This window comes from Bacillus sp. JUb11 (assembly GCF_024807925.1).
Classification (GTDB): Bacteria; Bacillota; Bacilli; order Bacillales; family Bacillaceae; genus Bacillus; species Bacillus altitudinis.
Genome location: NZ_JANUEZ010000014.1, coordinates 19,392 through 41,621 on the forward strand (window position 1 = coordinate 19,392; position 22,230 = coordinate 41,621).

General features: G+C 41.8%; 22 protein-coding genes and 2 other annotated features. All 22 genes read right to left on the reverse strand.

What is annotated here, in order from left to right:
- Window positions 1-105: 105 nt before the first annotated feature.
- Window positions 106-354, reverse strand: a complete 249-nt coding sequence (locus tag M2369_RS18800; protein WP_008345416.1) for a 50S ribosomal protein L7ae-like protein — start codon at window positions 352-354, stop codon at window positions 106-108.
- A gap of 146 nt (window positions 355-500) precedes the next feature.
- Complete coding sequence (gene rpoC, locus M2369_RS18805; RefSeq protein ID WP_007496298.1) at window positions 501-4,100, reverse strand: DNA-directed RNA polymerase subunit beta'; 3,600 nt, start codon at window positions 4,098-4,100, stop codon at window positions 501-503.
- A gap of 61 nt (window positions 4,101-4,161) precedes the next feature.
- Window positions 4,162-7,743, reverse strand: coding sequence for a DNA-directed RNA polymerase subunit beta (gene rpoB / locus M2369_RS18810; protein WP_024425866.1), 3,582 nt, complete (start codon window positions 7,741-7,743; stop codon window positions 4,162-4,164).
- A gap of 255 nt (window positions 7,744-7,998) precedes the next feature.
- Entirely contained in the window at window positions 7,999-8,604 is a 606-nt protein-coding gene (locus tag M2369_RS18815) for a class I SAM-dependent methyltransferase (protein WP_007496296.1), read from the reverse strand.
- 96 nt (window positions 8,605-8,700) lie between these two features.
- On the reverse strand, window positions 8,701-9,066 hold the full coding sequence (gene rplL, locus M2369_RS18820) for a 50S ribosomal protein L7/L12 (protein ID WP_008345418.1): 366 nt from the start codon (window positions 9,064-9,066) through the stop codon (window positions 8,701-8,703).
- Window positions 9,067-9,107: 41 nt separating this feature from the next.
- Window positions 9,108-9,608, reverse strand: coding sequence for a 50S ribosomal protein L10 (rplJ, locus tag M2369_RS18825; RefSeq protein ID WP_003217048.1), 501 nt, complete (start codon window positions 9,606-9,608; stop codon window positions 9,108-9,110).
- A 70-nt stretch (window positions 9,609-9,678) separates the two neighbouring features.
- Window positions 9,679-9,819, reverse strand: a sequence feature (ribosomal protein L10 leader region).
- Window positions 9,820-9,865: 46 nt separating this feature from the next.
- Window positions 9,866-10,564 carry a 50S ribosomal protein L1 gene (gene rplA / locus M2369_RS18830; RefSeq protein WP_017359164.1) on the reverse strand — a complete coding sequence of 233 codons (699 nt, stop codon included), beginning with the start codon at window positions 10,562-10,564 and terminating at the stop codon, window positions 9,866-9,868.
- A 99-nt stretch (window positions 10,565-10,663) separates the two neighbouring features.
- Window positions 10,664-11,089: a 50S ribosomal protein L11 gene (rplK, locus tag M2369_RS18835; RefSeq protein WP_003216956.1), complete on the reverse strand. Its 426-nt coding sequence runs from the start codon at window positions 11,087-11,089 to the stop codon at window positions 10,664-10,666.
- A gap of 171 nt (window positions 11,090-11,260) precedes the next feature.
- Window positions 11,261-11,794 carry a transcription termination/antitermination protein NusG gene (nusG, locus tag M2369_RS18840; RefSeq protein WP_003217197.1) on the reverse strand — a complete coding sequence of 178 codons (534 nt, stop codon included), beginning with the start codon at window positions 11,792-11,794 and terminating at the stop codon, window positions 11,261-11,263.
- 171 nt (window positions 11,795-11,965) lie between these two features.
- Window positions 11,966-12,142: a preprotein translocase subunit SecE gene (gene secE, locus M2369_RS18845; protein ID WP_008345422.1), complete on the reverse strand. Its 177-nt coding sequence runs from the start codon at window positions 12,140-12,142 to the stop codon at window positions 11,966-11,968.
- 34 nt (window positions 12,143-12,176) lie between these two features.
- The gene (rpmG, locus tag M2369_RS18850; RefSeq protein ID WP_008356502.1) at window positions 12,177-12,326 is read right to left on the reverse strand and encodes a 50S ribosomal protein L33; all 150 of its coding nucleotides are present in this window, start codon (window positions 12,324-12,326) and stop codon (window positions 12,177-12,179) included.
- A gap of 76 nt (window positions 12,327-12,402) precedes the next feature.
- On the reverse strand, window positions 12,403-13,059 hold the full coding sequence (sigH, locus tag M2369_RS18855) for an RNA polymerase sporulation sigma factor SigH (RefSeq protein ID WP_008345424.1): 657 nt from the start codon (window positions 13,057-13,059) through the stop codon (window positions 12,403-12,405).
- Window positions 13,060-13,122: 63 nt separating this feature from the next.
- Window positions 13,123-13,635 carry a ribosome-dependent mRNA decay endonuclease Rae1/YacP gene (gene rae1 / locus M2369_RS18860; RefSeq protein ID WP_007496285.1) on the reverse strand — a complete coding sequence of 171 codons (513 nt, stop codon included), beginning with the start codon at window positions 13,633-13,635 and terminating at the stop codon, window positions 13,123-13,125.
- 2 nt (window positions 13,636-13,637) lie between these two features.
- Window positions 13,638-14,387: a 23S rRNA (guanosine(2251)-2'-O)-methyltransferase RlmB gene (rlmB, locus tag M2369_RS18865; protein WP_017359163.1), complete on the reverse strand. Its 750-nt coding sequence runs from the start codon at window positions 14,385-14,387 to the stop codon at window positions 13,638-13,640.
- Window positions 14,371-14,802: a Mini-ribonuclease 3 gene (locus M2369_RS18870; protein WP_008345428.1), complete on the reverse strand. Its 432-nt coding sequence runs from the start codon at window positions 14,800-14,802 to the stop codon at window positions 14,371-14,373. Before M2369_RS18870 ends, rlmB begins: the two co-directional genes overlap by 17 nt.
- A 3-nt stretch (window positions 14,803-14,805) precedes the next feature.
- The gene (cysS, locus tag M2369_RS18875; protein WP_024718297.1) at window positions 14,806-16,206 is read right to left on the reverse strand and encodes a cysteine--tRNA ligase; all 1,401 of its coding nucleotides are present in this window, start codon (window positions 16,204-16,206) and stop codon (window positions 14,806-14,808) included.
- Window positions 16,203-16,856, reverse strand: a complete 654-nt coding sequence (cysE, locus tag M2369_RS18880; protein ID WP_017366453.1) for a serine O-acetyltransferase — start codon at window positions 16,854-16,856, stop codon at window positions 16,203-16,205. Before cysE ends, cysS begins: the two co-directional genes overlap by 4 nt.
- Window positions 16,857-16,937: 81 nt before the next feature.
- Window positions 16,938-17,167 (reverse strand) — a binding site (T-box leader).
- The gene (gltX, locus tag M2369_RS18885) at window positions 17,168-18,619 is read right to left on the reverse strand and encodes a glutamate--tRNA ligase (protein ID WP_039169429.1); all 1,452 of its coding nucleotides are present in this window, start codon (window positions 18,617-18,619) and stop codon (window positions 17,168-17,170) included.
- A 94-nt stretch (window positions 18,620-18,713) separates the two neighbouring features.
- On the reverse strand, window positions 18,714-19,190 hold the full coding sequence (gene ispF, locus M2369_RS18890; RefSeq protein ID WP_007496273.1) for a 2-C-methyl-D-erythritol 2,4-cyclodiphosphate synthase: 477 nt from the start codon (window positions 19,188-19,190) through the stop codon (window positions 18,714-18,716).
- Between the two features lie 3 nt (window positions 19,191-19,193).
- A complete protein-coding gene (gene ispD / locus M2369_RS18895) occupies window positions 19,194-19,883 on the reverse strand; it encodes a 2-C-methyl-D-erythritol 4-phosphate cytidylyltransferase (protein WP_008345432.1) in 690 nt (229 codons plus the stop codon).
- Between the two features lie 13 nt (window positions 19,884-19,896).
- A complete protein-coding gene (locus tag M2369_RS18900; RefSeq protein ID WP_047946821.1) occupies window positions 19,897-20,997 on the reverse strand; it encodes a PIN/TRAM domain-containing protein in 1,101 nt (366 codons plus the stop codon).
- Between the two features lie 153 nt (window positions 20,998-21,150).
- Window positions 21,151-22,230 carry a DNA integrity scanning diadenylate cyclase DisA gene (disA, locus tag M2369_RS18905; RefSeq protein WP_007496267.1) on the reverse strand — a complete coding sequence of 360 codons (1,080 nt, stop codon included), beginning with the start codon at window positions 22,228-22,230 and terminating at the stop codon, window positions 21,151-21,153.

Below are 22,230 nucleotides of genomic sequence, written 5' to 3' on the forward strand. Positions count from 1 at the left end.
TCCTCCCTTCATTACTTTTTTTATAACCCACATACCCAGGTGGTTCATCAAAAGGCAAAAAACAATGCTTTTGCATTTTAAGCATGCAAAAACAAAACAAGTACGCTATAACATAATGGCAACAGCTGCTGCCCCAACTTCAATTCCGCAGGCCTTGCCGAGCTTTTTCATGGAATCTACCACTAAAATGTCTACACCCTTCTCTTGCGCTAGTTTCATTACACTAGCGGTTAAAGCAGGATCAGCATCTTTCGCTACGACGATTTCCTTCACTGAATCTCGTTTCAGAGCTTTTACTGTTTGCTTCGTACCAATAATAATGGATTGAGCCTGTGATACTTTATCATAAGACATCGAATATCCTCCAAAGTAACAGGTTTTATTTTGAGCACCTTGGTTATATTATCATCATGGCAGAAGGATGTCAATATCGTTTGACAGATAATCTTGACATCCTTCACCATTTTTTGATGATTTTTATAGAAATCTTAAGAGAAAGATTACTCTACAGGAACCATATCGTCAGACGGCTGCACTTGTGAAACCGGCTTAACTTTACGGTAGTTTGGCATTCCAGTTCCAGCAGGAACAAGTTTACCGATGATGACATTCTCTTTCAAGCCAAGCAGTTCATCACGTTTTCCTTTGATCGCCGCATCTGTTAGGACACGAGTCGTTTCTTGGAAGGATGCTGCAGACAAGAATGAGTCTGTTTCAAGCGATGCTTTTGTAATACCAAGAAGAACTGGACGGCCTGTTGCAGGACGTTTGCCTTCGAATAGTACTTTTTTGTTCGCTTCTGTGAATTGGTGTACATCAAGAAGTGTGCCTGGTAATACATCTGTATCCCCTGCATCAGCGACACGCACTTTACGAAGCATTTGGCGAACCATTACTTCTACGTGCTTATCTCCGATTTCTACCCCTTGCATACGGTATACTTTTTGTACTTCATGAAGCAGATATTCTTGAACAGCTGTCATATCAGTCACTTTAAGAAGTTCTTTCGGATCGATTGAACCTTCTGTCAGTACTTGACCACGAGTGACTTTGTCACCTTCAACAACTTTCAGACGTGCATTGTAAGGAGCTGTGTAAGAGCGAGTTTCAACTTCGCCTTGAACCACAATTTCCTGTTGCTTGTCACGAACATCGTTAATTTCAGCAACGACACCATCAATTTCAGAAATGGTTGCCTGCCCTTTCGGATTACGCGCTTCAAATAACTCTTGGATACGAGGTAAACCTTGAGTGATATCGTCTCCTGCTACCCCACCGGTATGGAACGTACGCATTGTAAGCTGTGTTCCTGGCTCACCGATCGATTGTGCAGCGATGATTCCAACTGCTTCACCGACTTCAACGTCAGTACCAGTTGCAAGGTTACGGCCGTAGCATCGTTTACATACACCATGAGGCGTGTTACATGTAAATGCAGAACGGATCCATACTTCCTCGATTCCTGCTTCAACTACTTCAAGTGCTTTATCTTCATCAATTAGTTCGTTTTCGCCAACAATGACTTCGCCCGTTTCAGGATGAACAATTGGTTTTCTTGCAAAACGTCCGATAAGACGTTCTTCAAGTTTCTCAATAATTTCATTTCCTTCTTTAATGGACTTCGCCAAGATTCCACGGTCTGTACCGCAATCTGTTTCACGGATGATAACATCCTGTGCAACGTCAACGAGACGACGCGTGAGGTAACCTGAGTCAGCTGTTTTAAGAGCTGTATCGGCAAGACCTTTACGCGCTCCGTGAGTGGAAATAAAGTATTCCAATACGGTTAAACCTTCACGGAAACTAGATTTGATCGGAAGTTCAATGATACGTCCAGCCGGGTTGGCCATCAGACCACGCATACCAGCCAGCTGAGTGAAGTTAGATGCGTTACCACGCGCTCCAGAGTCACTCATCATGTAGATAGGGTTGACTTCATCAAGGGACTTCATCAGTTTACCTTGGATGACATCTTTAGAAGAACTCCAGATCGAAATGACTCTCTCGTAACGCTCTTCTTCAGTAATCAAACCACGTCTGAATTGCTTCATGACGTTATCTACTTTTGCTTGCGCTTCTTCGAGGATCTTCTGTTTATCATCTAATACGACGATATCAGACACCCCAACCGTAATACCCGCTTTAGTAGAGTATTTGAAACCAAGATTTTTCATGCGGTCAAGCATTTTAGATGTTTCAGTGATATGGAATCTCTTAAAGATTTCCGCAATGATTTTACCTAAAATACCTTTTTTGAACGGCGCATTGATTTCTTGTTTCTCGATCGCAGCTTTGACATCTTCACCTTTTTCAAGGAAGAAGCGGTCAGGCGTTTTTTCTTCAATATTGCTCTTTGTCGGCTCATTCATGTAAGGGAATGATTCCGGTAAGATTTCGTTAAAGATTAGTTTTCCAACTGTTGTAATCAACAATTTAGAACGCTGTTCATCAGTGAATGTCACATTCTTCAACGAGTTAGCTGCAACAGCTACACGTGTATGAAGATGCACATACCCATTTTGATAAGCTAGAAGGGCTTCGTTCGTATCTTTGAAGACCATACCTTCTCCGATAGCACCTTTACGCTCAAGTGTAAGGTAGTAGTTACCTAGCACCATATCCTGAGATGGCGTAACAACAGGTTTTCCATCTTTCGGGTTCAAAATGTTTTGAGCAGCAAGCATTAAGATACGAGCTTCAGCTTGAGCTTCAGCAGATAATGGTACGTGAACCGCCATTTGGTCACCATCAAAGTCAGCGTTGTAGGCAGTACATACAAGTGGATGCAGACGAATTGCGCGTCCTTCCACAAGTGTAGGTTCAAACGCTTGAATACCAAGTCTGTGAAGAGTTGGTGCACGGTTTAGTAAGACTGGATGCTCACGAATCACTGATTCTAAAACATCCCAAACTTCCGGCTGCACGCGCTCAATCTTACGTTTCGCGCTCTTAATGTTGTGAGCTAATCCTTTTTCAACAAGCTCCTTCATCACGAATGGTTTGAATAGTTCAAGAGCCATTTCTTTCGGAAGTCCACACTGATACATTTTCAAATGTGGTCCAACGACGATAACGGAACGTCCAGAATAGTCAACACGTTTACCAAGCAAGTTTTGACGGAAACGCCCTTGTTTCCCTTTCAGCATGTGAGAAAGAGATTTCAATGGTCTATTTCCTGGTCCTGTTACTGGTCGGCCTCTACGTCCATTATCAATCAAGGCATCGACAGCTTCTTGAAGCATACGCTTCTCGTTCTGAACGATGATGCTTGGCGCGCCAAGATCTAATAAACGTTTCAGACGGTTGTTACGGTTGATGACACGACGATAAAGGTCGTTCAAGTCAGAAGTAGCAAAACGTCCGCCATCAAGCTGAACCATTGGACGTAATTCTGGTGGAATAACCGGAAGTACATCAAGGATCATCCAAGACGGTTTGTTTCCTGAGTTACGGAAAGCTTCCAACACTTCAAGGCGTTTGATCGCACGTGTACGACGCTGTCCTTGAGCTGTTTTTAGTTCTTCTTTGAGTGTATCTACTTCTTTCACAAGATCGATATCTTGAAGAAGTTTGTTAATTGCTTCTGCACCCATAGCTGCTTGGAAGGTGTTACCGTATTTATCTAAATAAGCACGGAATTCTTTCTCAGAAAGAAGTTGTTTCTTCTCAAGCGGTGTGTTGCCCGGATCAGTCACGACGTAAGAAGCGAAGTAAATCACTTCTTCTAACGCACGTGGTGACATATCTAGAACAAGACCCATACGGCTTGGGATACCTTTGAAATACCAAATGTGGGAAACTGGGGCAGCCAGTTCGATATGCCCCATTCTCTCACGACGGACTTTTGCCCGTGTTACTTCTACACCACAACGGTCACATACAACACCCTTATAACGAACGCGTTTATACTTTCCACAATGACATTCCCAGTCTTTTTGCGGTCCGAAGATACGTTCACAAAAGAGACCATCTTTTTCCGGTTTCAGTGTACGATAGTTAATCGTTTCAGGCTTTTTCACTTCACCAAAAGACCAAGAACGGATTTTATCAGGTGATGCGAGACCGATGTTCATATACTCAAAATTGTTCACATCTAGCAAGGGGCCTACCTCCCTTTTAATCTTCGGGTTATACCCTAGTCACTTGCTCTAATCGTTTCTGCTATTCTTTTGTGACTGCGTCACGTTCAAGATCGACAGGTGCGAGGTCTGCAGCATCTTCGTCATTAGATAACGCTAATCCGTCTGCTTTCTTCGTTTCCTCATCGTCTTCTAAATCTCTCATTTCTATCTCTTCTTCATCGCCAGATAGGATTTTCACATCCATACCTAAACTTTGAAGTTCTTTAATTAATACTTTGAATGATTCAGGGACACCTGGTTCAGGTACGTTATCCCCTTTGACGATCGCTTCGTATGTTTTCACACGACCCACAACGTCATCCGATTTTACAGTTAAGATTTCTTGAAGTGTATATGCTGCACCGTAAGCTTCAAGTGCCCATACTTCCATCTCTCCGAAACGCTGTCCACCAAACTGTGCTTTACCGCCCAGTGGCTGCTGCGTAACAAGTGAGTATGGTCCAGTTGAACGAGCGTGAAGTTTATCGTCAACCATGTGAGCCAGTTTGATCATGTACATGATTCCGACTGATACACGGTTATCGAATGGTTCACCAGTTCGACCGTCATAAAGGACTGTTTTCGCATCACGGGACATACCTGCTTCTTCAAGCGTTTCCCAAACATCTTCCTCACGCGCACCATCAAATACTGGTGACGCAATGTGGATGCCTAGGTAACGTGCAGCCATACCCATATGAAGCTCAAGTACCTGACCGATATTCATACGAGATGGTACCCCTAGAGGGTTTAACATGATATCAATCGGTGTTCCATCTGGAAGATACGGCATATCTTCTTCTGGAAGAATCTTAGAGATAACCCCTTTGTTACCATGTCGTCCGGCCATTTTGTCACCTTCAGAAATTTTACGCTTCTGAACGATGTATACACGGACTAACTGGTTAACACCTGGTGGTAATTCATCTCCATCTTCACGGTTAAAGACTTTGACATCATGGATGATTCCGCCGCCGCCGTGTGGTACACGTAGAGAGGTATCACGTACTTCACGAGCCTTTTCACCGAAGATTGCATGTAATAGACGTTCTTCAGCTGTTAGTTCTGTTACACCTTTAGGCGTTACTTTCCCGACAAGAAGGTCTCCGTCTTTTACTTCTGCACCAATACGGATGATTCCACGCTCGTCAAGGTTGCGTAAAGCATCTTCCCCAACGTTTGGAATATCACGCGTAATTTCTTCTGGTCCAAGCTTTGTATCACGAGCTTCTGATTCATATTCTTCAATATGAATAGAAGTGTAGACGTCATCTTTTACAAGGCGCTCACTCATAATGATCGCATCCTCATAGTTGTAACCGTCCCAAGTCATGAAGCCGACCATGACGTTACGTCCTAGAGCCAATTCACCTTTTTCCATAGAAGGACCGTCTGCAAGGATTTCTCCTTTGACGACTTCATCTCCAACACTTACAATTGGGCGCTGGTTGTAGCAAGTCCCTTGGTTAGAGCGGACAAATTTCAGCAAGCTGTATTTGTCTAGGTTTCCTTTGACTTGTTGTCCGTCAACGTCTTCATAACGGCGAACCCAAATATTCTTCGCTTCAACACGTTCTACAACACCTGGGTAACGACAGATCACAGCAGCACCAGAGTCTTTACCTGATACATACTCCATACCTGTACCAACAATCGGTGATTCCGGCTGCATCAAAGGCACAGCCTGACGTTGCATGTTCGCTCCCATTAGAGCACGGTTAGAGTCATCGTTTTCTAAGAATGGGATACATGCTGTCGCTGCAGAAACAACCTGCTTCGGCGAAACGTCCATGTAGTCAACGCGGTTTCGAGGAACAACGGTGTTTTCCCCTCTGAAACGAGCGATAATGTTATCATCGATAAACGAACCATCATCAGCTAGCTGAGCGTTCGCTTGTGCTACAACGTAGTTATCCTCTTCATCAGCGGTTAAGTAATCGATTCTCGGCGTCACTTTACCTGTTTCAGGATCAACCCGACGGTAAGGTGTTTCGATAAATCCGAAGCGGTTCACTTTCGCAAATGAAGATAGAGAGTTGATCAAACCAATGTTTGGACCCTCTGGTGTTTCAATCGGACACATACGACCATAGTGAGAATAGTGAACGTCACGAACTTCCATTCCTGCACGCTCACGTGTCAAACCACCCGGTCCAAGCGCTGATAGACGACGTTTGTGTGTCAATTCAGCAAGCGGGTTTGTTTGATCCATGAACTGAGAAAGCTGAGAGCTACCAAAGAACTCTTTGATAGAAGCGATCACAGGACGGATGTTGATCAGCTGCTGAGGTGTGATCGTGTTCGTGTCTTGAATCGACATTCTTTCACGAACAACACGCTCCATTCTACTTAAACCAATACGGAATTGGTTTTGCAGAAGTTCACCTACAGAACGCAGACGACGGTTACCAAGGTGATCGATATCATCTGTGTCACCTACTCCATGAAGCAGGTTAAAGAAGTAACTGATTGAAGCAATGATGTCAGAAGGCGTGATGTTCTTCACAGCTTCCTCTACATATGCATTACCAATCACGTTGATCACTTGCTCGCCTTCTTGATCAGTTGGTGCATAAATCTTGATAGATTGAAGTTCTACTTCATCCTCTACTACGCCACCATTTGGATAAAGCTTTCTAAATCCGATGCCGTTTTCTAAGTATGGAAGAACTTTATCAAGCACTCTTCTATCTAAAATTTGACCTTTTTCTGCTAGGATTTCACCTGTTTCAGGATCAACTAGCGTTTCAGCCAATTTTTGATTGAATAGTCTATTTTTAATATGAAGCTTCTTATTAATCTTGTAGCGTCCAACATTTGCTAAGTCATATCTCTTCGGATCAAAGAAGCGAGAGTCTAGCAAGCTTTTCGCATTTTCAACAGTTGGCGGCTCTCCGGGACGAAGACGCTCGTAGATTTCGAGAAGTGCTTTATCGGCATTCTCTGTATTGTCCTTTTCCAACGTGTTGCGTAAGTATTCATTCTCGCCAATGAGGTCAAGAATCTCTTGATCAGAGCTGAAGCCGAGAGCACGCAAAAGAACCGTAACCGGCAACTTACGTGTGCGATCGATGCGTACATAGACTACATCCTTCGCATCAGTTTCGTATTCTAACCATGCGCCACGGTTTGGAATGACAGTCGCAGTAAAACCTTTTTTACCGTTTTTGTCTACTTTACCACTGAAATATACACTTGGAGAACGTACTAACTGAGAAACGATTACACGTTCCGCACCATTAATGATAAAAGTACCTGTGTCTGTCATGATTGGGAAATCACCCATAAACACATCTTGGTCTTTTACTTCTCCAGTTTCTTTGTTAATTAAACGAACTTTTACTCTTAGTGGAGCAGAGTAAGTTACATCACGTTCTTTTGATTCTGCTACAGGATACTTAGGATCCCCTAGGCTGTAATCAATGAATTCAAGAGAAAGGTTACCAGTAAAATCCTCAATTGGGGATATATCTTGAAACATCTCTCTAAGACCCTCATCAAGAAACCACTGATAAGAAGAGGTTTGAATTTCAATGAGATTTGGTAATTCTAACACTTCGCTTATGCGTGCGTAGCTTCTGCGCTGGCGGTGTCGTCCATACTGAACTAGTTGACCTGTCAACTGATTCACCCCTCAAATCATGCGTATTATATGTGTAAAAAGTATTTCTGTCTTTCAAATGTCAGTAAAGAAATACTTTTACAAGACAAAAGAAAAAAGGGTTTCTAAAATAAGAAAACCACATCCAAAAACAAATACCGATTTTATTAGTTTTCCCAAGTATGCATAATTTATACAAAATAGTTGTTTTTTAAGCCTATCAAGCAAAATATACACATTGGCATTTTATAATGTTAACACAGCTAGGAAACTGCGTCAAACTTTTTTAGCTTTGATAATATAGTAGCCCTTTTTTTTCATAACGACCGTCACTTCTCCAAAAAGTTGCTCTAATTTCTCAATCGCAGATGGCCCACCTTGTTTTTTCTGAATAACCACCCACAACTCACCTTCCGGCAATAAATGATCAGCACTTTTTTCAAAGATCGCATGTACTACTTTCTTCCCTGCCCGTATTGGGGGATTGGTCAGTATAGAGGCAAAAGCAGCTGATGAATGAACATTCGAGAACAAATCACTTTGATAGATGCGGACATTATCAATGCGATTATGCTTAGCGTTTTCCTTTGAAAGTTCGACTGCTCTTTCGTTCACATCAATCATATGAATGGTGCGGCCTGTCATTTCGTTTGCTAACGATAAGCCGATCGGTCCATAACCGCAACCGACATCTAAGACGTCGCCATCCAAGTCAGGTTCTTCAAAAGCTTCAATTAAAAGCCTCGAACCATAGTCGACTTCTTTCTTAGAAAACACTCCACTGTCACTTGTAAAAGTAAAGCTACGGTTTCTCAAGGTGAAGTCCCATGTCTGTTTATTGCTTTTCACTGATGGCTTTTCCGTATAATAGTGGTCACTCATGGTGAATGGACCTCCTCTGGATTCAATCGTTTCAGGAGATAAGAAAAGAAAAAGCCCGCCAGTAAAAGCGAGCTTTCCCAAAAGATTAGGCGAAGATTACTTAACTTCTACAGAAGCGCCAACTTCTTCAAGCTTAGCTTTAAGTTCTTCAGCTTCTTCTTTAGCAATACCTTCTTTAAGTGGTTTTGGAGTGTTGTCAACAAGTTCTTTAGCTTCTTTCAAGCCAAGACCAGTGATTTCACGAACCACTTTGATAACTTTGATTTTTTGGTCTCCAGCACCAGCAAGTACTAGATCAAAATCAGTTTTTTCTTCAGCAGCAGCACCGCCACCAGCAGCTACAGCTACAGGAGCAGCAGCAGTTACGCCAAATTCTTCTTCGATTGCTTTTACTAAGTCGTTTAACTCAAGTACAGTTGCTTCTTTAACTGAAGCAATGATTTCTTCGATATTTAAAGCCATTTGTAATTCCTCCATTTTAAGTTTTTTACGTCAAGTACGCATTAAGCGCCTTGTTCTTCTTTTTGATCTGCAACTGCTTTAGTAGCAAGAGCAAGGTTACGAACTGGAGCTTGAAGAACGCTAAGCAACATAGAAAGTAAGCCTTCGCGAGACGGAAGTTCCGCAAGAGCCTTCACTTCTTCTACAGTCGCTACGTTTCCTTCGATAACACCAGCTTTGATTTCTAAAGCTTCGTGGCTTTTCGCAAATTCGTTGATGATTTTCGCAGGTGCGATAACATCTTCGTTACTGAATGCGATAGCGTTTGGACCTGTTAAGAAATCGTTTAAACCCGTTAGTTCAACTTGTTCAACTGCACGGCGAGTCAAAGTATTTTTGTAAACTTTGAATTCTACGCCAGCATCACGAAGCTGTTTACGAAGTTCAGTCACTTCAGAAACTGAAAGACCGCGGTAATCTACGATTACAGTAGACATACTGTCTTTAAATTTAGAAGTAATTTCATCAACGACAACTTTTTTAGTATCGATTGCATTGCTCATGGTTACACCTCCTGTACAATTCTTTGTGTAACACTTATACCGATCAGGCCATCACGTTCCTAACGAACGGTTCTCCATATAAAAAGCCTCCATTAAGACATGGAGGCTGTATATACAAGCATACGTTAACGTAAGACTGTGACATATACACCTCGGCGGGTTAATTAAGCCATAAGGCCCCTGCTGTCTACGGTATAAATGATTATTCTATTTTACAACATTTTGATATTATCAAAACGGTTGTGACAAGTCAAGAATTATTTTGCAGAGAAAGAAGATGGGTCCACTTTCACGCCAGGGCCCATAGTAGATGTAACAGAAACGTTTTTCACGTATACACCTTTAGCCGCTGCAGGTTTTGCTTTAAGGATTGTGTCATAGATTGTTGCAAAGTTCTCAACAAGCTTTTCGTCCTCGAAAGAAACCTTTCCGATTGGCGCGTGGATGTTACCAGCTTTATCAACGCGGTATTCTACTTTACCAGCTTTGATTTCATTGATTGCTTTTTCTACTTCGAAAGTTACAGTTCCTGTTTTAGGGTTTGGCATAAGACCTTTTGGTCCAAGTACACGACCGATCTTACCAACTTCACCCATCATGTCAGGTGTCGCAACGATTACATCGAATTCGAACCAGCCTTGTTGGATTTTAGTGATGTAATCAGAATCTCCAACGTAGTCTGCTCCAGCAGCTTCTGCTTCTTTTGCTTTTTCGCCTTTAGCGAACACAAGAACGCGTTGAGTTTTACCAGTTCCATTAGGAAGTACAACTGCACCGCGGATTTGTTGATCGTTTTTACGAGGGTCTACGCCCAAACGAAAAGCAACTTCTACAGTCGCATCAAATTTCGCTGTATTTGCTTTTTTTGTAAGAGAAACAGCTTCAGCAACATCATACGCTTTTGTACGATCGATCAGCTTAGCAGCTTCTACATACTTTTTACCTTTTTTAGCCATTATAAAAATCCTCCTTATGTGGTTTTAGCGGAATAACCTCCCACGAATAAGGGTTGCGAACTTGTCAAAACCAAACTCGCAACCCAACAAGACAAAAAATTAATCTTCGATGACAATACCCATACTGCGTGCAGTACCTTCAACCATGCGCATAGCTGATTCAACGCTAGCAGCGTTTAAGTCAGGCATTTTTGTTTCCGCGATTTCGCGTACTTTATCACGCTTAACAGTTGCCACTTTATTACGGTTAGGTTCACCAGAACCAGACTCAATACCAGCTGCTTTTTTAAGTAATACTGCAGCAGGTGGAGTTTTAGTAATAAATGTAAATGAACGGTCTTCAAAAACCGAAATTTCAACAGGAATGATAAGACCAGCTTGGTCAGCTGTACGAGCGTTAAACTCCTTACAGAATCCCATGATATTAACACCGGCTTGACCTAGTGCAGGTCCAACTGGTGGAGCTGGGTTAGCTTTTCCAGCAGGAATTTGCAATTTAACAACTTTTACTACTTTTTTAGCCACGAGACACACCTCCTTAAAGTCCGTGATGTGGTAATAGGGGAATCCCCCTCCCACTCAACAACTTCATTCTTTATATGAATGACGAAATAACTAGCTAGCGATCTTGAGCGAACTCAAGACGTACCTTTGCTATATTACCACTTCTATACACTCATTTCAAGCTCTTTTAAATTACAATTTATCGATCTGTGTGAACTCAAGTTCCACAGGAGTTTCTCTACCAAACATATTAACGAATACTTTGACTTTGCTTTTATCATAATCAATCTCTTCGATAGAGCCTGTGAAGTTAGCAAATGGTCCATCGATGACCTTGACTGTTTCTTTTAGTTCAAAGTCGATTTCTGTCTTGCGCTCTTCAAGTCCCATTCTCTTCAGAATGGTTTCCGCTTCGCCAGGTAATAACGCTGTCGGCTTAGAGCCTGATCCAGCTGATCCAACGAATCCTGTCACACCTGGTGTATTACGAACGACATACCAAGAATCGTCAGTCATGACGATTTCTACTAGCACATATCCAGGGAATACTTTCTTTTTCACTACTTTTTTCTTACCGTTTTTAATGTCCGTTTCTTCTTCTTCTGGTACAACAACGCGGAAAATTTTATCCTGCATGCCCATTGATTCAACACGCTTTTCCAAGTTCGCTTTCACTTTGTTCTCATAGCCAGAGTACGTATGCACAACATACCAATTCTTTTCCATTTTCGTTCAGGACTATTTAGTCCTTCCCTCCCCACATTTCGTAATGTCTATTTGACGAATCTCGAGTACCGGTAAATATTTTCAAGCAATTGAAAAAACCCGTAAAACGGGTTTTTTGGCAAGTCATATTATGATCTATTATAGCACGTTCAGCAGACCATTATTCAAGTATTAATGAATTAATTCGATTAATTGTGAGATTCCTATATCAAGAAAAGAGAAAAAGATGGCAAAAAATACGACTGTTAAAATAACAGTGATCGTGTAGCGGACCATTTCGTTTTTCTTTGGCCAGCTGACCTTTTTCATTTCTTTCCCGACACTTTTTAAGAAACTGATAATACGCATGTAAAAGACCTCCACAGATTAAAGAACGCAAATCCTACTTCGTTTCTAAATGTGTTTTATGTGAATTACAAGTCTTGCAATATTTCTTAACTTCTAATCTTTCAGCTGCTGAAGCAACACTTTTCATTGTCGTATAATTGCGGCTTCCGCAGTCTTTACAGGCTAGAGTAATCTTTTTCCTCATATTTACACCTATTTTCTCGACATCATTTCCTTAGTACCTTATCACAGTGTCGAAAAAGCTGTCAATATAGGTTTGATTAGAGACTGATCTCGCGCAGCTCTAAATATTTCTCTAATTTTCTCTTTACTCTTTGGAGTGCGTTATCAATTGATTTCACATGACGGTTTAAATCTTCAGAAATCTCCTGATAGGACCTGCCATCAAGATAAAGCACAAGTACCTTTCTTTCCAGCTCGCTTAGTAATTCACCCATTTTCATTTCAATATCATCAAATTCTTCTTTGCTAATGATTAAATCTTCTGGGTTAAGCGCTTTAGCACCGGAAATGACGTCCAATAATGTTCTGTCCGATTCTTCATCGTATATCGGCTTGTCTAATGATACATAGGAATTTAACGGGATATGTTTTTGGCGAGTAGCTGTTTTAATTGCGGTGATAATTTGGCGGGTAATACATAATTCTGCAAAAGCCTTAAATGAAGTAAGCTTGTCCTCTCTGAAATCGCGGATAGACTTATAAAGTCCGATCATCCCCTCTTGGACAATGTCCTCTCGATCCGCTCCAATCAAGAAATAAGATCTTGCTTTCGCACGTACAAAATTGCGGTATTTCGTTATTAAATAATCTAGCGCATCACTATCTCCGACATGAACCCTTTCAATGACTTGTTCATCTTCCAACTGGCAAAATTGCTCTCTGATGGACTTACCCTTGCTGTTGTTTAGATTCACTTCGATCCCCCCGACCGCACCTAGATAGAAATATTATACAATAATGGTTGAAATATCGTCAAGCTATTCCAAGTTTCCCCGCCGCCATTTTTCAAACGTTTTCAATACATCTTCTGACAATTCAATTTTAGATGCTGGTTTATCAGAAGTAATCTTTTTGACACGTGTTTCAATCTTTCGTTCAATCACTTCTATCTCTCTTAAGAGCTCTCGTGCTGACTTACGAAGTGCACCCTGTCCAAAAATCGCCCATTGTTCTGTATAATCAGAGGTCGCCACATGAATTTGCGTCCGAATGTTATTCAAGTCTTGTGCCAGTTTTTCAATCCGCTCATCAGCCGTTTCATTTTCTCTTGTAAAGATGACCTCTACTCGGTGGTTTGTCCGCTTCTTTTCGATTCCTTTGACCATATGGGCATCGAATACGACAATGACTCGATACCCTGTATATGCTTGATATTCTGCTAAATGTTGAATCAGCACGTCTCTGGCTTCTTCAAAGCTGTTTTCTTTTAAGTGCTGCAAACGAGGCCATGCACCTATCATGTTGTATCCATCGACTAAGAGGATGTCCATCTCTATTCTCCTAACGGATAACGTTTTCGATACACTTCATACATCAATAGACTAGCGGCAACTGATGCATTTAATGAAGTGACCTTCCCGGCCATTGGCAATTTAATCAAGAAATCACATTTTTCCTTAATCAATCGGCCAATTCCTTTTCCTTCACTGCCAATGACAAGAGCGAGAGGCATCGTGCCATCAAATTGTCTGTAGTCCTGCTTCGCAGATGCATCTGTTCCTGCGACCCAGATTCCTCTTTCTTTCATTTCATCAAGAGCTCTGGAAAGATTGGTTACTTTTGCGACCGGGATATGTTCAATGGCTCCAGTAGATGCTTTCGCAACAGTTGTCGTCAAGCCTACCGCTCGTCGTTTTGGAATGACGATTCCATGTGCACCAACAGCATCGGCCGTACGCATGATCGACCCTAAATTGTGCGGATCTTCAATTTCATCTAAGATGATGAAAAATGGTTGTTCATTCCGCTTTTCAGCAATTTGATACAGATCGTCCAATTCTGCATATTCATATGCTGCTACTTGTGCAACGATTCCCTGGTGCTGACCTGTTACCATCTGATCAAGCTTTTTCCTCGGAACATACTGAATGGTGATATTTTGCTTTTTCGCGAGTTCAATGACCTGCTGGGCTTGTCCTTTTACAGTGTTTTCTGCCATCCAGAGCTTGTATAACTCCCGATCTGACTTCAGTGTTTCAATCACTGCATTTTTCCCAATCACATAATCATGTTGCTGACTCATTTGTCTTCCTCCCTGACGTTCCGATTTCAATCGCCTGACTAATCAACTCTTCTAAGCGTTCGTCCTGCTTCTCAATAAATAAATAACCCATGAGCGCTTCAAACGCTGTACTATAACGATACGTTTGAACGTCTGTGTTTTTAGGCACTGTGCCTGATTTTGCATTTCTTCCTCTTTTCAGCACCGCTTCTTCCGCTTCTGTGAAAAAGCCCTTCTGCTGAAGCTCAAATAAAATAGCGGCCTGAGATTTAGCTGAAACGATCTTACTTGCACGTTTATGAAGCTCATTTGGTTTGGTCGCCCCCGTTTGGAGGAGGTGATGCCTCACGTATACTTCAAAAATGGCATCACCCATATAAGCAAGCGCAAGTCCGTTCAACTGTTTTCCGTCTTTCAGCTTTTCAAAATTCAACATGACCTATTCTCCTCTTTTCCAGCGCGTACCTTGAGGAGTGTCCTCCAATACAATATTCATGCTCTTTAACTGGTCACGAATTTGATCAGACAATGCGAAGTCACGATTCCTTCTAGCTTCATTCCGCTTCTCAATTAATGCTTCTACCTCTTCGTCAAGCGTGTGCTTTTCTTCTAGTGAGAAGCCGAGGACGGATGTGATTTCTTGGAACAAGCCAATAAATGCCTTGATCACTTCCTCGGAAGTATGATCATTTTCCATATAGTAATTCGCTTGTTTCGCTAGTTCAAATAAAACAGAGATGGCATTTGCCGTATTGAAGTCATCATTCATTTCAGAAATAAATGTCGCACGCTGCTCTTCAATCTTTGTCAACCATTCAGTGTTATCTTCTGTGATATTCGTGCTGCTTTCAAGGCGATGATGTAAATTAGCATACGACGTTTTGAGTCGGTTAAACGCACTCTTTGTACTCTCTAGTAAGTCCATTGAGTAGTTAATTGGATGACGGTAGTGAACCGACAACATAAAGAATCGAAGTACGTCAGGATCTTGTTCTTTCACAATGTCATGCACGAGCACAAAGTTGCCTAGTGATTTTGACATTTTTTCATTCTCAATATTAATATATCCGTTATGCATCCAATACTTTGCAAAAGGTTTGCCTGTCAAAGCCTCAGATTGAGCGATCTCATTCTCGTGATGAGGGAACGTTAAATCCTGTCCGCCAGCATGAATGTCAATCGTATCGCCTAAATACTTTTTGACCATCGCAGAGCACTCGATGTGCCAGCCTGGGCGTCCTTCGCCCCACGGGCTATCCCATGAGATTTCTTGGTCCTTTGCAGCCTTCCATAAAGCAAAGTCCAGCGCATCTCGTTTCTTCTCACCTACACGAATACGGGCACCTGTCTTTAATTCATCAATCGATTGGTGAGACAGTTTTCCGTAGCCTTCAAATGAGCGTGTGCTGTAATACACGTCACCATCTGCTTCATAGGCGTAGCCTTTTTCAATCAATGTGGCGATAAACGCAATGATATCATCCATATTTTCTGTCACTCGCGGGTGAAGGTCTGCTTTTTTGCAGCCTAATGCACTGACGTCCTCAAAGTATGCTTGGATAAATCGATCAGCAATCGTTGGGACATCCTCGCCTAATTCATTTGCTGCTTTGATGAGTTTATCATCCACATCAGTAAAGTTGGATACGAAATTCACATCATAGCCGCTATATTCTAAATACTTACGTACCGTGTCATATACAATGGCCGGTCTTGCATTCCCGATATGAATGTAGTTATACACGGTTGGTCCGCATACATACATTTTGACCTTTCCTGGTTCAAGTGGGACAAACTCTTCCTTCTTACGTGTCAATGTATTATAAATATTGATTGTCATGATTGTTCTTCCTTTCTGCTCAATGAAGCCAGCTCACGTTTTAGCTTTTCCATTTCTCGCTCCAATTCTTTGAAACGATCAGAAACTGGATCTGGCAAATCTTGATGATTGAGATCACGATTGATTTTCTTTCCATTTTGAACGACCACTCGCCCAGGTATACCTACAACAGTGGAATGGTCTGGTACGTCTTTTAACACAACAGACCCCGCACCAATCTTGGACCCTTTTCCTACGGTAATGGAACCGAGCACCTTAGCACCAGTCGCAATCAGGGCATCGTCCAAAATAGTTGGATGCCGCTTTCCCTTTTCTTTCCCTGTTCCCCCTAATGTCACGCCTTGGAAAACAGTGACGTTATCGCCAATTTCACATGTTTCCCCAATCACGACGCCCATGCCGTGATCAATAAAGAACCGCCGGCCGATGGTTGCTGCTGGGTGAATCTCAACCCCTGTGAAAAACCGGCTGACCTGAGAAATGATCCGCGCAAGAAAATACAGCTTACGCTTGTAAAATGCATGCGCAACACGATGAGCCCAAATCGCATGAAGCCCTGAATAGGTTAGCACTACTTCAAGATAGCTTCTAGCAGCAGGATCTTGATCAAACACAGTATCAATATCTTCTTTCAGCATTTTGAAAAACACATGCTCCCCCCGTTCTTCCCCATCAATCTCTCTTAGGACTTACTCTCTTTTTTGGACAAATAAAAAACGCCTCTGCCATATGACAGAGACGTTTTGAAAACGCGGTTCCACTCTGTTTAGAAAGCCCTCATTTCGCAGCCTTCTCAACTTCATCCCATAACGGAGGGTACCGCCCTTGCATACTAACATACGTGTTCCTCAAGGGTCTTGAGGGTGCATTTCCAACGTCTGCCCATAAGTCTCTTTCAGCCGGTGAAGACTCTTTCTGTGATGGACGATAACATTGTACTTCTCCCTCGCAACGATTTTCCTTATATTTGTTTAATGCGGTTTAATACCGTCTCTTTACCTAGTAGTTCAATACTTTGCGGAAGCTCTGGGCCATGCGTTTGTCCAGTGACAGCCACACGAATTGGCATGAATAGTTTCTTACCTTTATGCCCTGTTTCTTTTTGTACCGCTTTAATGGCAGCTTTGATTTCATCAGGTGTGAAAGACTCAAGACGTTCAAGCTGACCTGCAAACGAAGCCATCACTTCTGGTACTTGCTCTTCTGCAAGAACTTCCTTTGCCTCTTGATTATACTCAATTTGTTCCTTAAAGAACAACTCTGTTAACTCAACAATTTCTGCTCCGTAGCTCAATTGCTCGTGGTATAGAGAAATGAGTTTGCGCACCCACGTGTTTTCTTCTTCTGTCAGCTGCTCACTTACCTTGCCTGCCTTTTGAAGATGTGGAAGTGTAAGTGCCACAACTTGATCAAGATCAAGTGCTTTCACGTATTGGTTATTCACCCATTTTAGTTTATGCATATCAAATAGAGCTGGTGACTTAGAAAGTCGATTGACATCGAAAATATCGATGAACTGCTCTTTTGTAAATAGTTCCTCTTCACCAACTGGAGACCATCCAAGCAGTGCAATGAAGTTAAACAAAGCTTCTGGTAAATAGCCCAAGTTCTTATACTGTTCGATGAACTGGATAATTGATTCATCACGCTTGCTTAATTTCTTGCGGTTCTCGTTTACAATCAGCGTCATATGTCCGAACAGCGGAACATCCCAGCCAAATGCATTGAAGACCATAATTTGTTTAGGTGTATTCGAGATGTGATCCTCACCACGAAGAATGTGAGTCATTTTCATCAAATGATCATCCACCGCTACAGCGAAGTTATACGTTGGCGTACCATCTTTCTTCACAATAACAAAGTCACCGATGCCGTCTGTTTCAAATGAAATCTCGCCTTTGACCATATCGTCAAATTTGATGATTTCTCCTTTAGGCACTCGGAAGCGGATGCTTGGCTCTCTTCCTTCAGCAATCAGCTTGTCCTCTTCTTCTTTTGATAAATGACTGCATTTACCAGAATATCGAGGCATTTCACTGCGGGCAATTTGTGCTTCACGCTCTTCTTCTAGTTCTTCAGCCGTACAATAGCACTTATACGCCAAGTCTTTCGCTAGCAGCTCGTCATAATATTTTTTGTAAATATCATTACGCTCTGATTGTCTGTAAGGACCGTAGCCACCATCTTTATCAATGCTCTCGTCCCAATCAATCCCGAGCCATTGCAGGTGGCGAAGCTGGCTTTCTTCTCCGCCTTCTACATTACGCTTTTGATCCGTATCCTCGATTCGAATAATAAATTTGCCGCCTTGGCTGCGTGCGAACAAATAATTGAAAAGAGCCGTTCTAGCATTCCCAATATGTAAATGACCAGTTGGACTCGGTGCATAACGAACACGCACTTCATTTCCCATGAGTTTAACTTCCTTTCATCTGCATCATGTTGTCTGACACCAATTTTTTATAAACGTATTTTATCATCAAAACCCATTCTCATCAAAACGGATTTTACTTTTTCTGAAGAAGTACGGTTGCTTGAGAGGCAATTCCTTCGCCTCTTCCTGTAAATCCAAGTTTCTCTGTTGTTGTTGCTTTGACATTCACCTGTGTGACATCTGCCTCAAGGGCTTCTGCGATTTTCTCACACATTGGCTGAATGTATGGTGCCATCTTTGGTTTTTGCGCCATGATCGTGCAATCGATATTCACCAGTGTATAGCCTTTTTCTTTTACAAGTGCCCACACGTGTTGAAGTAATTTAAAAGAGTCTGCATCTTTAAACTCTGGATCCGTGTCTGGGAAATGTCTGCCGATATCTCCTTCTGCAATCGCACCTAGGCAGGCATCCGCCACAGTATGAAGCAGTACATCCGCATCTGAATGCCCAAGTAGACCCTTTTCATAAGGGATCGTCACACCGCCAATAATAAGAGGTCTTCCCTCTGTTAATTGATGCACATCAAAACCTTGTCCTATTCTAAACATGTTCTAGTACCCTCTTTCCGCATCCATAATTGCCTTGGCAACCAATAAATCATCCGGTGTTGTCAGTTTAATATTGGTATAGTCTCCTTGAACAATATACACACTCTCACCGTGTAATTGTTCCACAAGACTGGCGTCATCTGTTCCAAGAAAGCCTGTCCGCTCCGCATGTTCATGCGCTTCTTTTAAAATAGAATGACGAAAAGCTTGTGGGGTCTGGACTGCCCACAAGCTCTGACGTTCAATGGTTTGTTCCACTTTGCCTTCTTGAACGCGTTTGATTGTGTCTTTCACTGGTACCGCTACGACTGCGGAGCCTTTTTCAATCGCTGCTTTAACGAGCAAGTCAATCTGTGTATGCTTAATAAAAGGCCTTGCGCCATCATGAACAAGCACGATGTCCGCATCTTGCACAGCCTTCAATCCTTCGTATACACTTTGCTGCCGTTCTTCACCGCCAGTGACAAGTGAAACAGGCGTTTGAAAAGCGTGTACCTTCAGTAGCCTTTCAAAGTCACGACGCTCTTCTTCATTGATCGCTAAGATCATGCGTCTGCATTGTGAATGAGCGTCAAACACCTTCAGTGTGTGGATGATGACCGGCATTCTTTTCAATTCAATAAAAAGTTTATTGCGGCCGGCCTTCATTCGCTTCCCCTGCCCCGCAGCCGGAATAACTACTTCATAATACATGTTCGTTCTCCCTTTAGAGCGCCTTCTCCAGAAGTTTTGGCTTCGCAAAAATCATTCTTCCAGCAGCAGTTTGCAGCACACTCGTGACGAGCACATCAATGTCTTTTCCAATATAATTGCGTCCTTCTTCGACCACAATCATCGTACCGTCATCTAAGTAAGCAACACCTTGGTTATGCTCTTTCCCATCTTTAATGACCTGTACCTTCATTTCTTCCCCAGGCAGCACAACCGGTTTGACTGCATTGGCTAGATCATTGATGTTTAACACTGCTACTTTTTGAAGTTCGCATACTTTATTTAAATTAAAATCATTTGTCACAACAACACCTGAAGTTAACTTAGCGAGTTTCACAAGCTTGCTGTCAACCTCTTGAATATCTTCAAAGTCACCTTCGTAAATTTCAACTTTAATATCCAGTTCTTTTTGGATACGATTTAAAATATCAAGACCTCTTCGGCCTCTATTTCTCTTTAATACATCAGAAGAGTCTGCAATATGCTGTAATTCCTCGAGTACAAATTGAGGAATGACCATCACACCTTCTAGGAATCCAGTTTGACAAATATCTGCGATTCTTCCATCAATGATAACACTTGTGTCTAAAATTTTCAGCTTTTTATCTTCTATTTCAGGTTCATCATCAGCTGCTCCTTTTTTCTTTGTGACCTTTGCAGATCGGGAGAACAGCCCCATCATTTCATCCTTCTTCTTAAACCCTACCTGAAATCCAAGGTATCCTAAAAAGAAAGCCAGGAAAATCGGAATAATGGTACCAAAAATATGATATGGGATATTGTTTAGCGGGATCACGTTTACAATAAGATATGCTAGAATAAGTCCAAATACTAAACCGAAACTTCCAGATATAAGATCAGGAAGAGGCGCCTTCAATAGAGAATCCTCGATCCATTTCACCCAATTAACCACATAGCCTGTGCACCATTTACCAATGATAAAGAACACAGCGGCTCCTATTAGTGCTGAAGAGTAAGCATTTGTTATGAAAGGTATGTCCTTCAAATTTAACAGCAGAAATAACTCTGGAATGATAAAAATCCCTACAACTGCACCGAAAATGATAAAAAACGCCTGAACGATTCTTTTTAACATACCTTCACCTCCTTTATTTTTCATCTGTCAATCCACCTTCATCTGACATTGATATATGCTTAAGTTTCCTATCATCATGAACAGAAAACAAAACCATCATTAATATACCCATATTCATCCATTTTTAACCGTATTTAAGAAAAATTTCTCTTTTTATAGCTGACGGTCGATATAATGTTTTTCTTGCAGTCTTTTTAATCCTTTTTTTATCTTTTTCGCTCTTACTTCTCCAATTCCTTCTACTTCATCCAAATCTTGTACATCTGCTTCCATAATTCGATCTAGCACACCAAATGCTTCGACCACGTTTTCAACGATTGGCATAGGCAGTCTAGGGATTTTATGAAGTAATCTGTATCCTCTAGTGTACACATATTCGTCAATATTTGTAGATGCTGGATAGCCGAGTAACTTGTACAAAATGGAATCATCTAAAAGTTCAAAGCTCGACATATCTTGGAGCTGTTTCAGCAGCACATATGGATCTTTGATCTTTTCTTTCACGTAATCTTTAATAAATAACGCCGCTTCCTGCTCCATATCTGTAATCAGCTCATTGACTTGCAGACGGATCAAGTGTCCTTCTGTCCCAAGCTCTTTGATATACATATTGATTTCATTTTTGATTCTAAGTACCATTTCATAACGATGTAGCACGGATAATACATCACCAAAGGTCACAAGCTCTTCAAATTCTAAGGCGCTTAACGCAGAAATGGCGTGATCTAAAATGGTTTTATATTTCTCAAGTGTTTGTATCGCTTGGTTGGCCTTCGTCAAAATAAAACCAATATCTTTCAACGTATATCGTCGATTCCCTTGGTATAAGGTAATGACGTTCCGACGTTCAGAAATGGCAATGATTAAGCAACCTGTCTGCTTTGCTACACGTTCAGCCGTTCGGTGTCTCATGCCTGTTTCTGATGAATGAATGGTTGCATCCGGCATGAGCTGTGTATTCGCATACAAGATTTTTTGACCAGAGTCACTTAAAATAATCGCCCCATCCATTTTCGCCAATTCATATAAATGTGCTGGGGAGAAAGCAGAATTAATATGAAATCCTCCATCTACCACACTTTTCACTTTATCGTTATAACCAACAACAATGAGCCCTCCAGTATTGGCTCTTAGGACGTTTTCAATCCCTGCCCGCAGGGGTGTCCCCGGTGCCACAAACTGGACAATATCTAAGAGATCGACTTCTCTCGCTCCTTTTTTCTCTTTTTCCAT

Coding starts and splice junctions, on each gene's coding strand:
- M2369_RS18800 (WP_008345416.1), bottom strand. CDS start 354: ATGTCTTATGATAAAGTATCACAGGCTCAATCCATTATTATTGGTACG.
- M2369_RS18815 (WP_007496296.1), bottom strand. CDS start 8,604: ATGAGTGACCACTATTATACGGAAAAGCCATCAGTGAAAAGCAATAAA.
- rplL (WP_008345418.1), bottom strand. CDS start 9,066: ATGGCTTTAAATATCGAAGAAATCATTGCTTCAGTTAAAGAAGCAACT.
- rplJ (WP_003217048.1), bottom strand. CDS start 9,608: ATGAGCAATGCAATCGATACTAAAAAAGTTGTCGTTGATGAAATTACT.
- rplA (WP_017359164.1), bottom strand. CDS start 10,564: ATGGCTAAAAAAGGTAAAAAGTATGTAGAAGCTGCTAAGCTGATCGAT.
- nusG (WP_003217197.1), bottom strand. CDS start 11,794: ATGGAAAAGAATTGGTATGTTGTGCATACGTACTCTGGCTATGAGAAC.
- secE (WP_008345422.1), bottom strand. CDS start 12,142: ATGCGTATTATCAGTTTCTTAAAAAGTGTCGGGAAAGAAATGAAAAAG.
- rpmG (WP_008356502.1), bottom strand. CDS start 12,326: ATGAGGAAAAAGATTACTCTAGCCTGTAAAGACTGCGGAAGCCGCAAT.
- rae1 (WP_007496285.1), bottom strand. CDS start 13,635: ATGGACATCCTCTTAGTCGATGGATACAACATGATAGGTGCATGGCCT.
- rlmB (WP_017359163.1), bottom strand. CDS start 14,387: ATGAGTCAGCAACATGATTATGTGATTGGGAAAAATGCAGTGATTGAA.
- M2369_RS18870 (WP_008345428.1), bottom strand. CDS start 14,802: ATGTTGAATTTTGAAAAGCTGAAAGACGGAAAACAGTTGAACGGACTT.
- cysS (WP_024718297.1), bottom strand. CDS start 16,206: ATGACAATCAATATTTATAATACATTGACACGTAAGAAGGAAGAGTTT.
- gltX (WP_039169429.1), bottom strand. CDS start 18,619: ATGGGAAATGAAGTGCGTGTTCGTTATGCACCGAGTCCAACTGGTCAT.
- ispF (WP_007496273.1), bottom strand. CDS start 19,190: ATGTTTAGAATAGGACAAGGTTTTGATGTGCATCAATTAACAGAGGGA.
- ispD (WP_008345432.1), bottom strand. CDS start 19,883: ATGTATTATGAAGTAGTTATTCCGGCTGCGGGGCAGGGGAAGCGAATG.
- M2369_RS18900 (WP_047946821.1), bottom strand. CDS start 20,997: ATGTTAAAAAGAATCGTTCAGGCGTTTTTTATCATTTTCGGTGCAGTT.
- disA (WP_007496267.1), bottom strand. CDS start 22,230: ATGGAAAAAGAGAAAAAAGGAGCGAGAGAAGTCGATCTCTTAGATATT.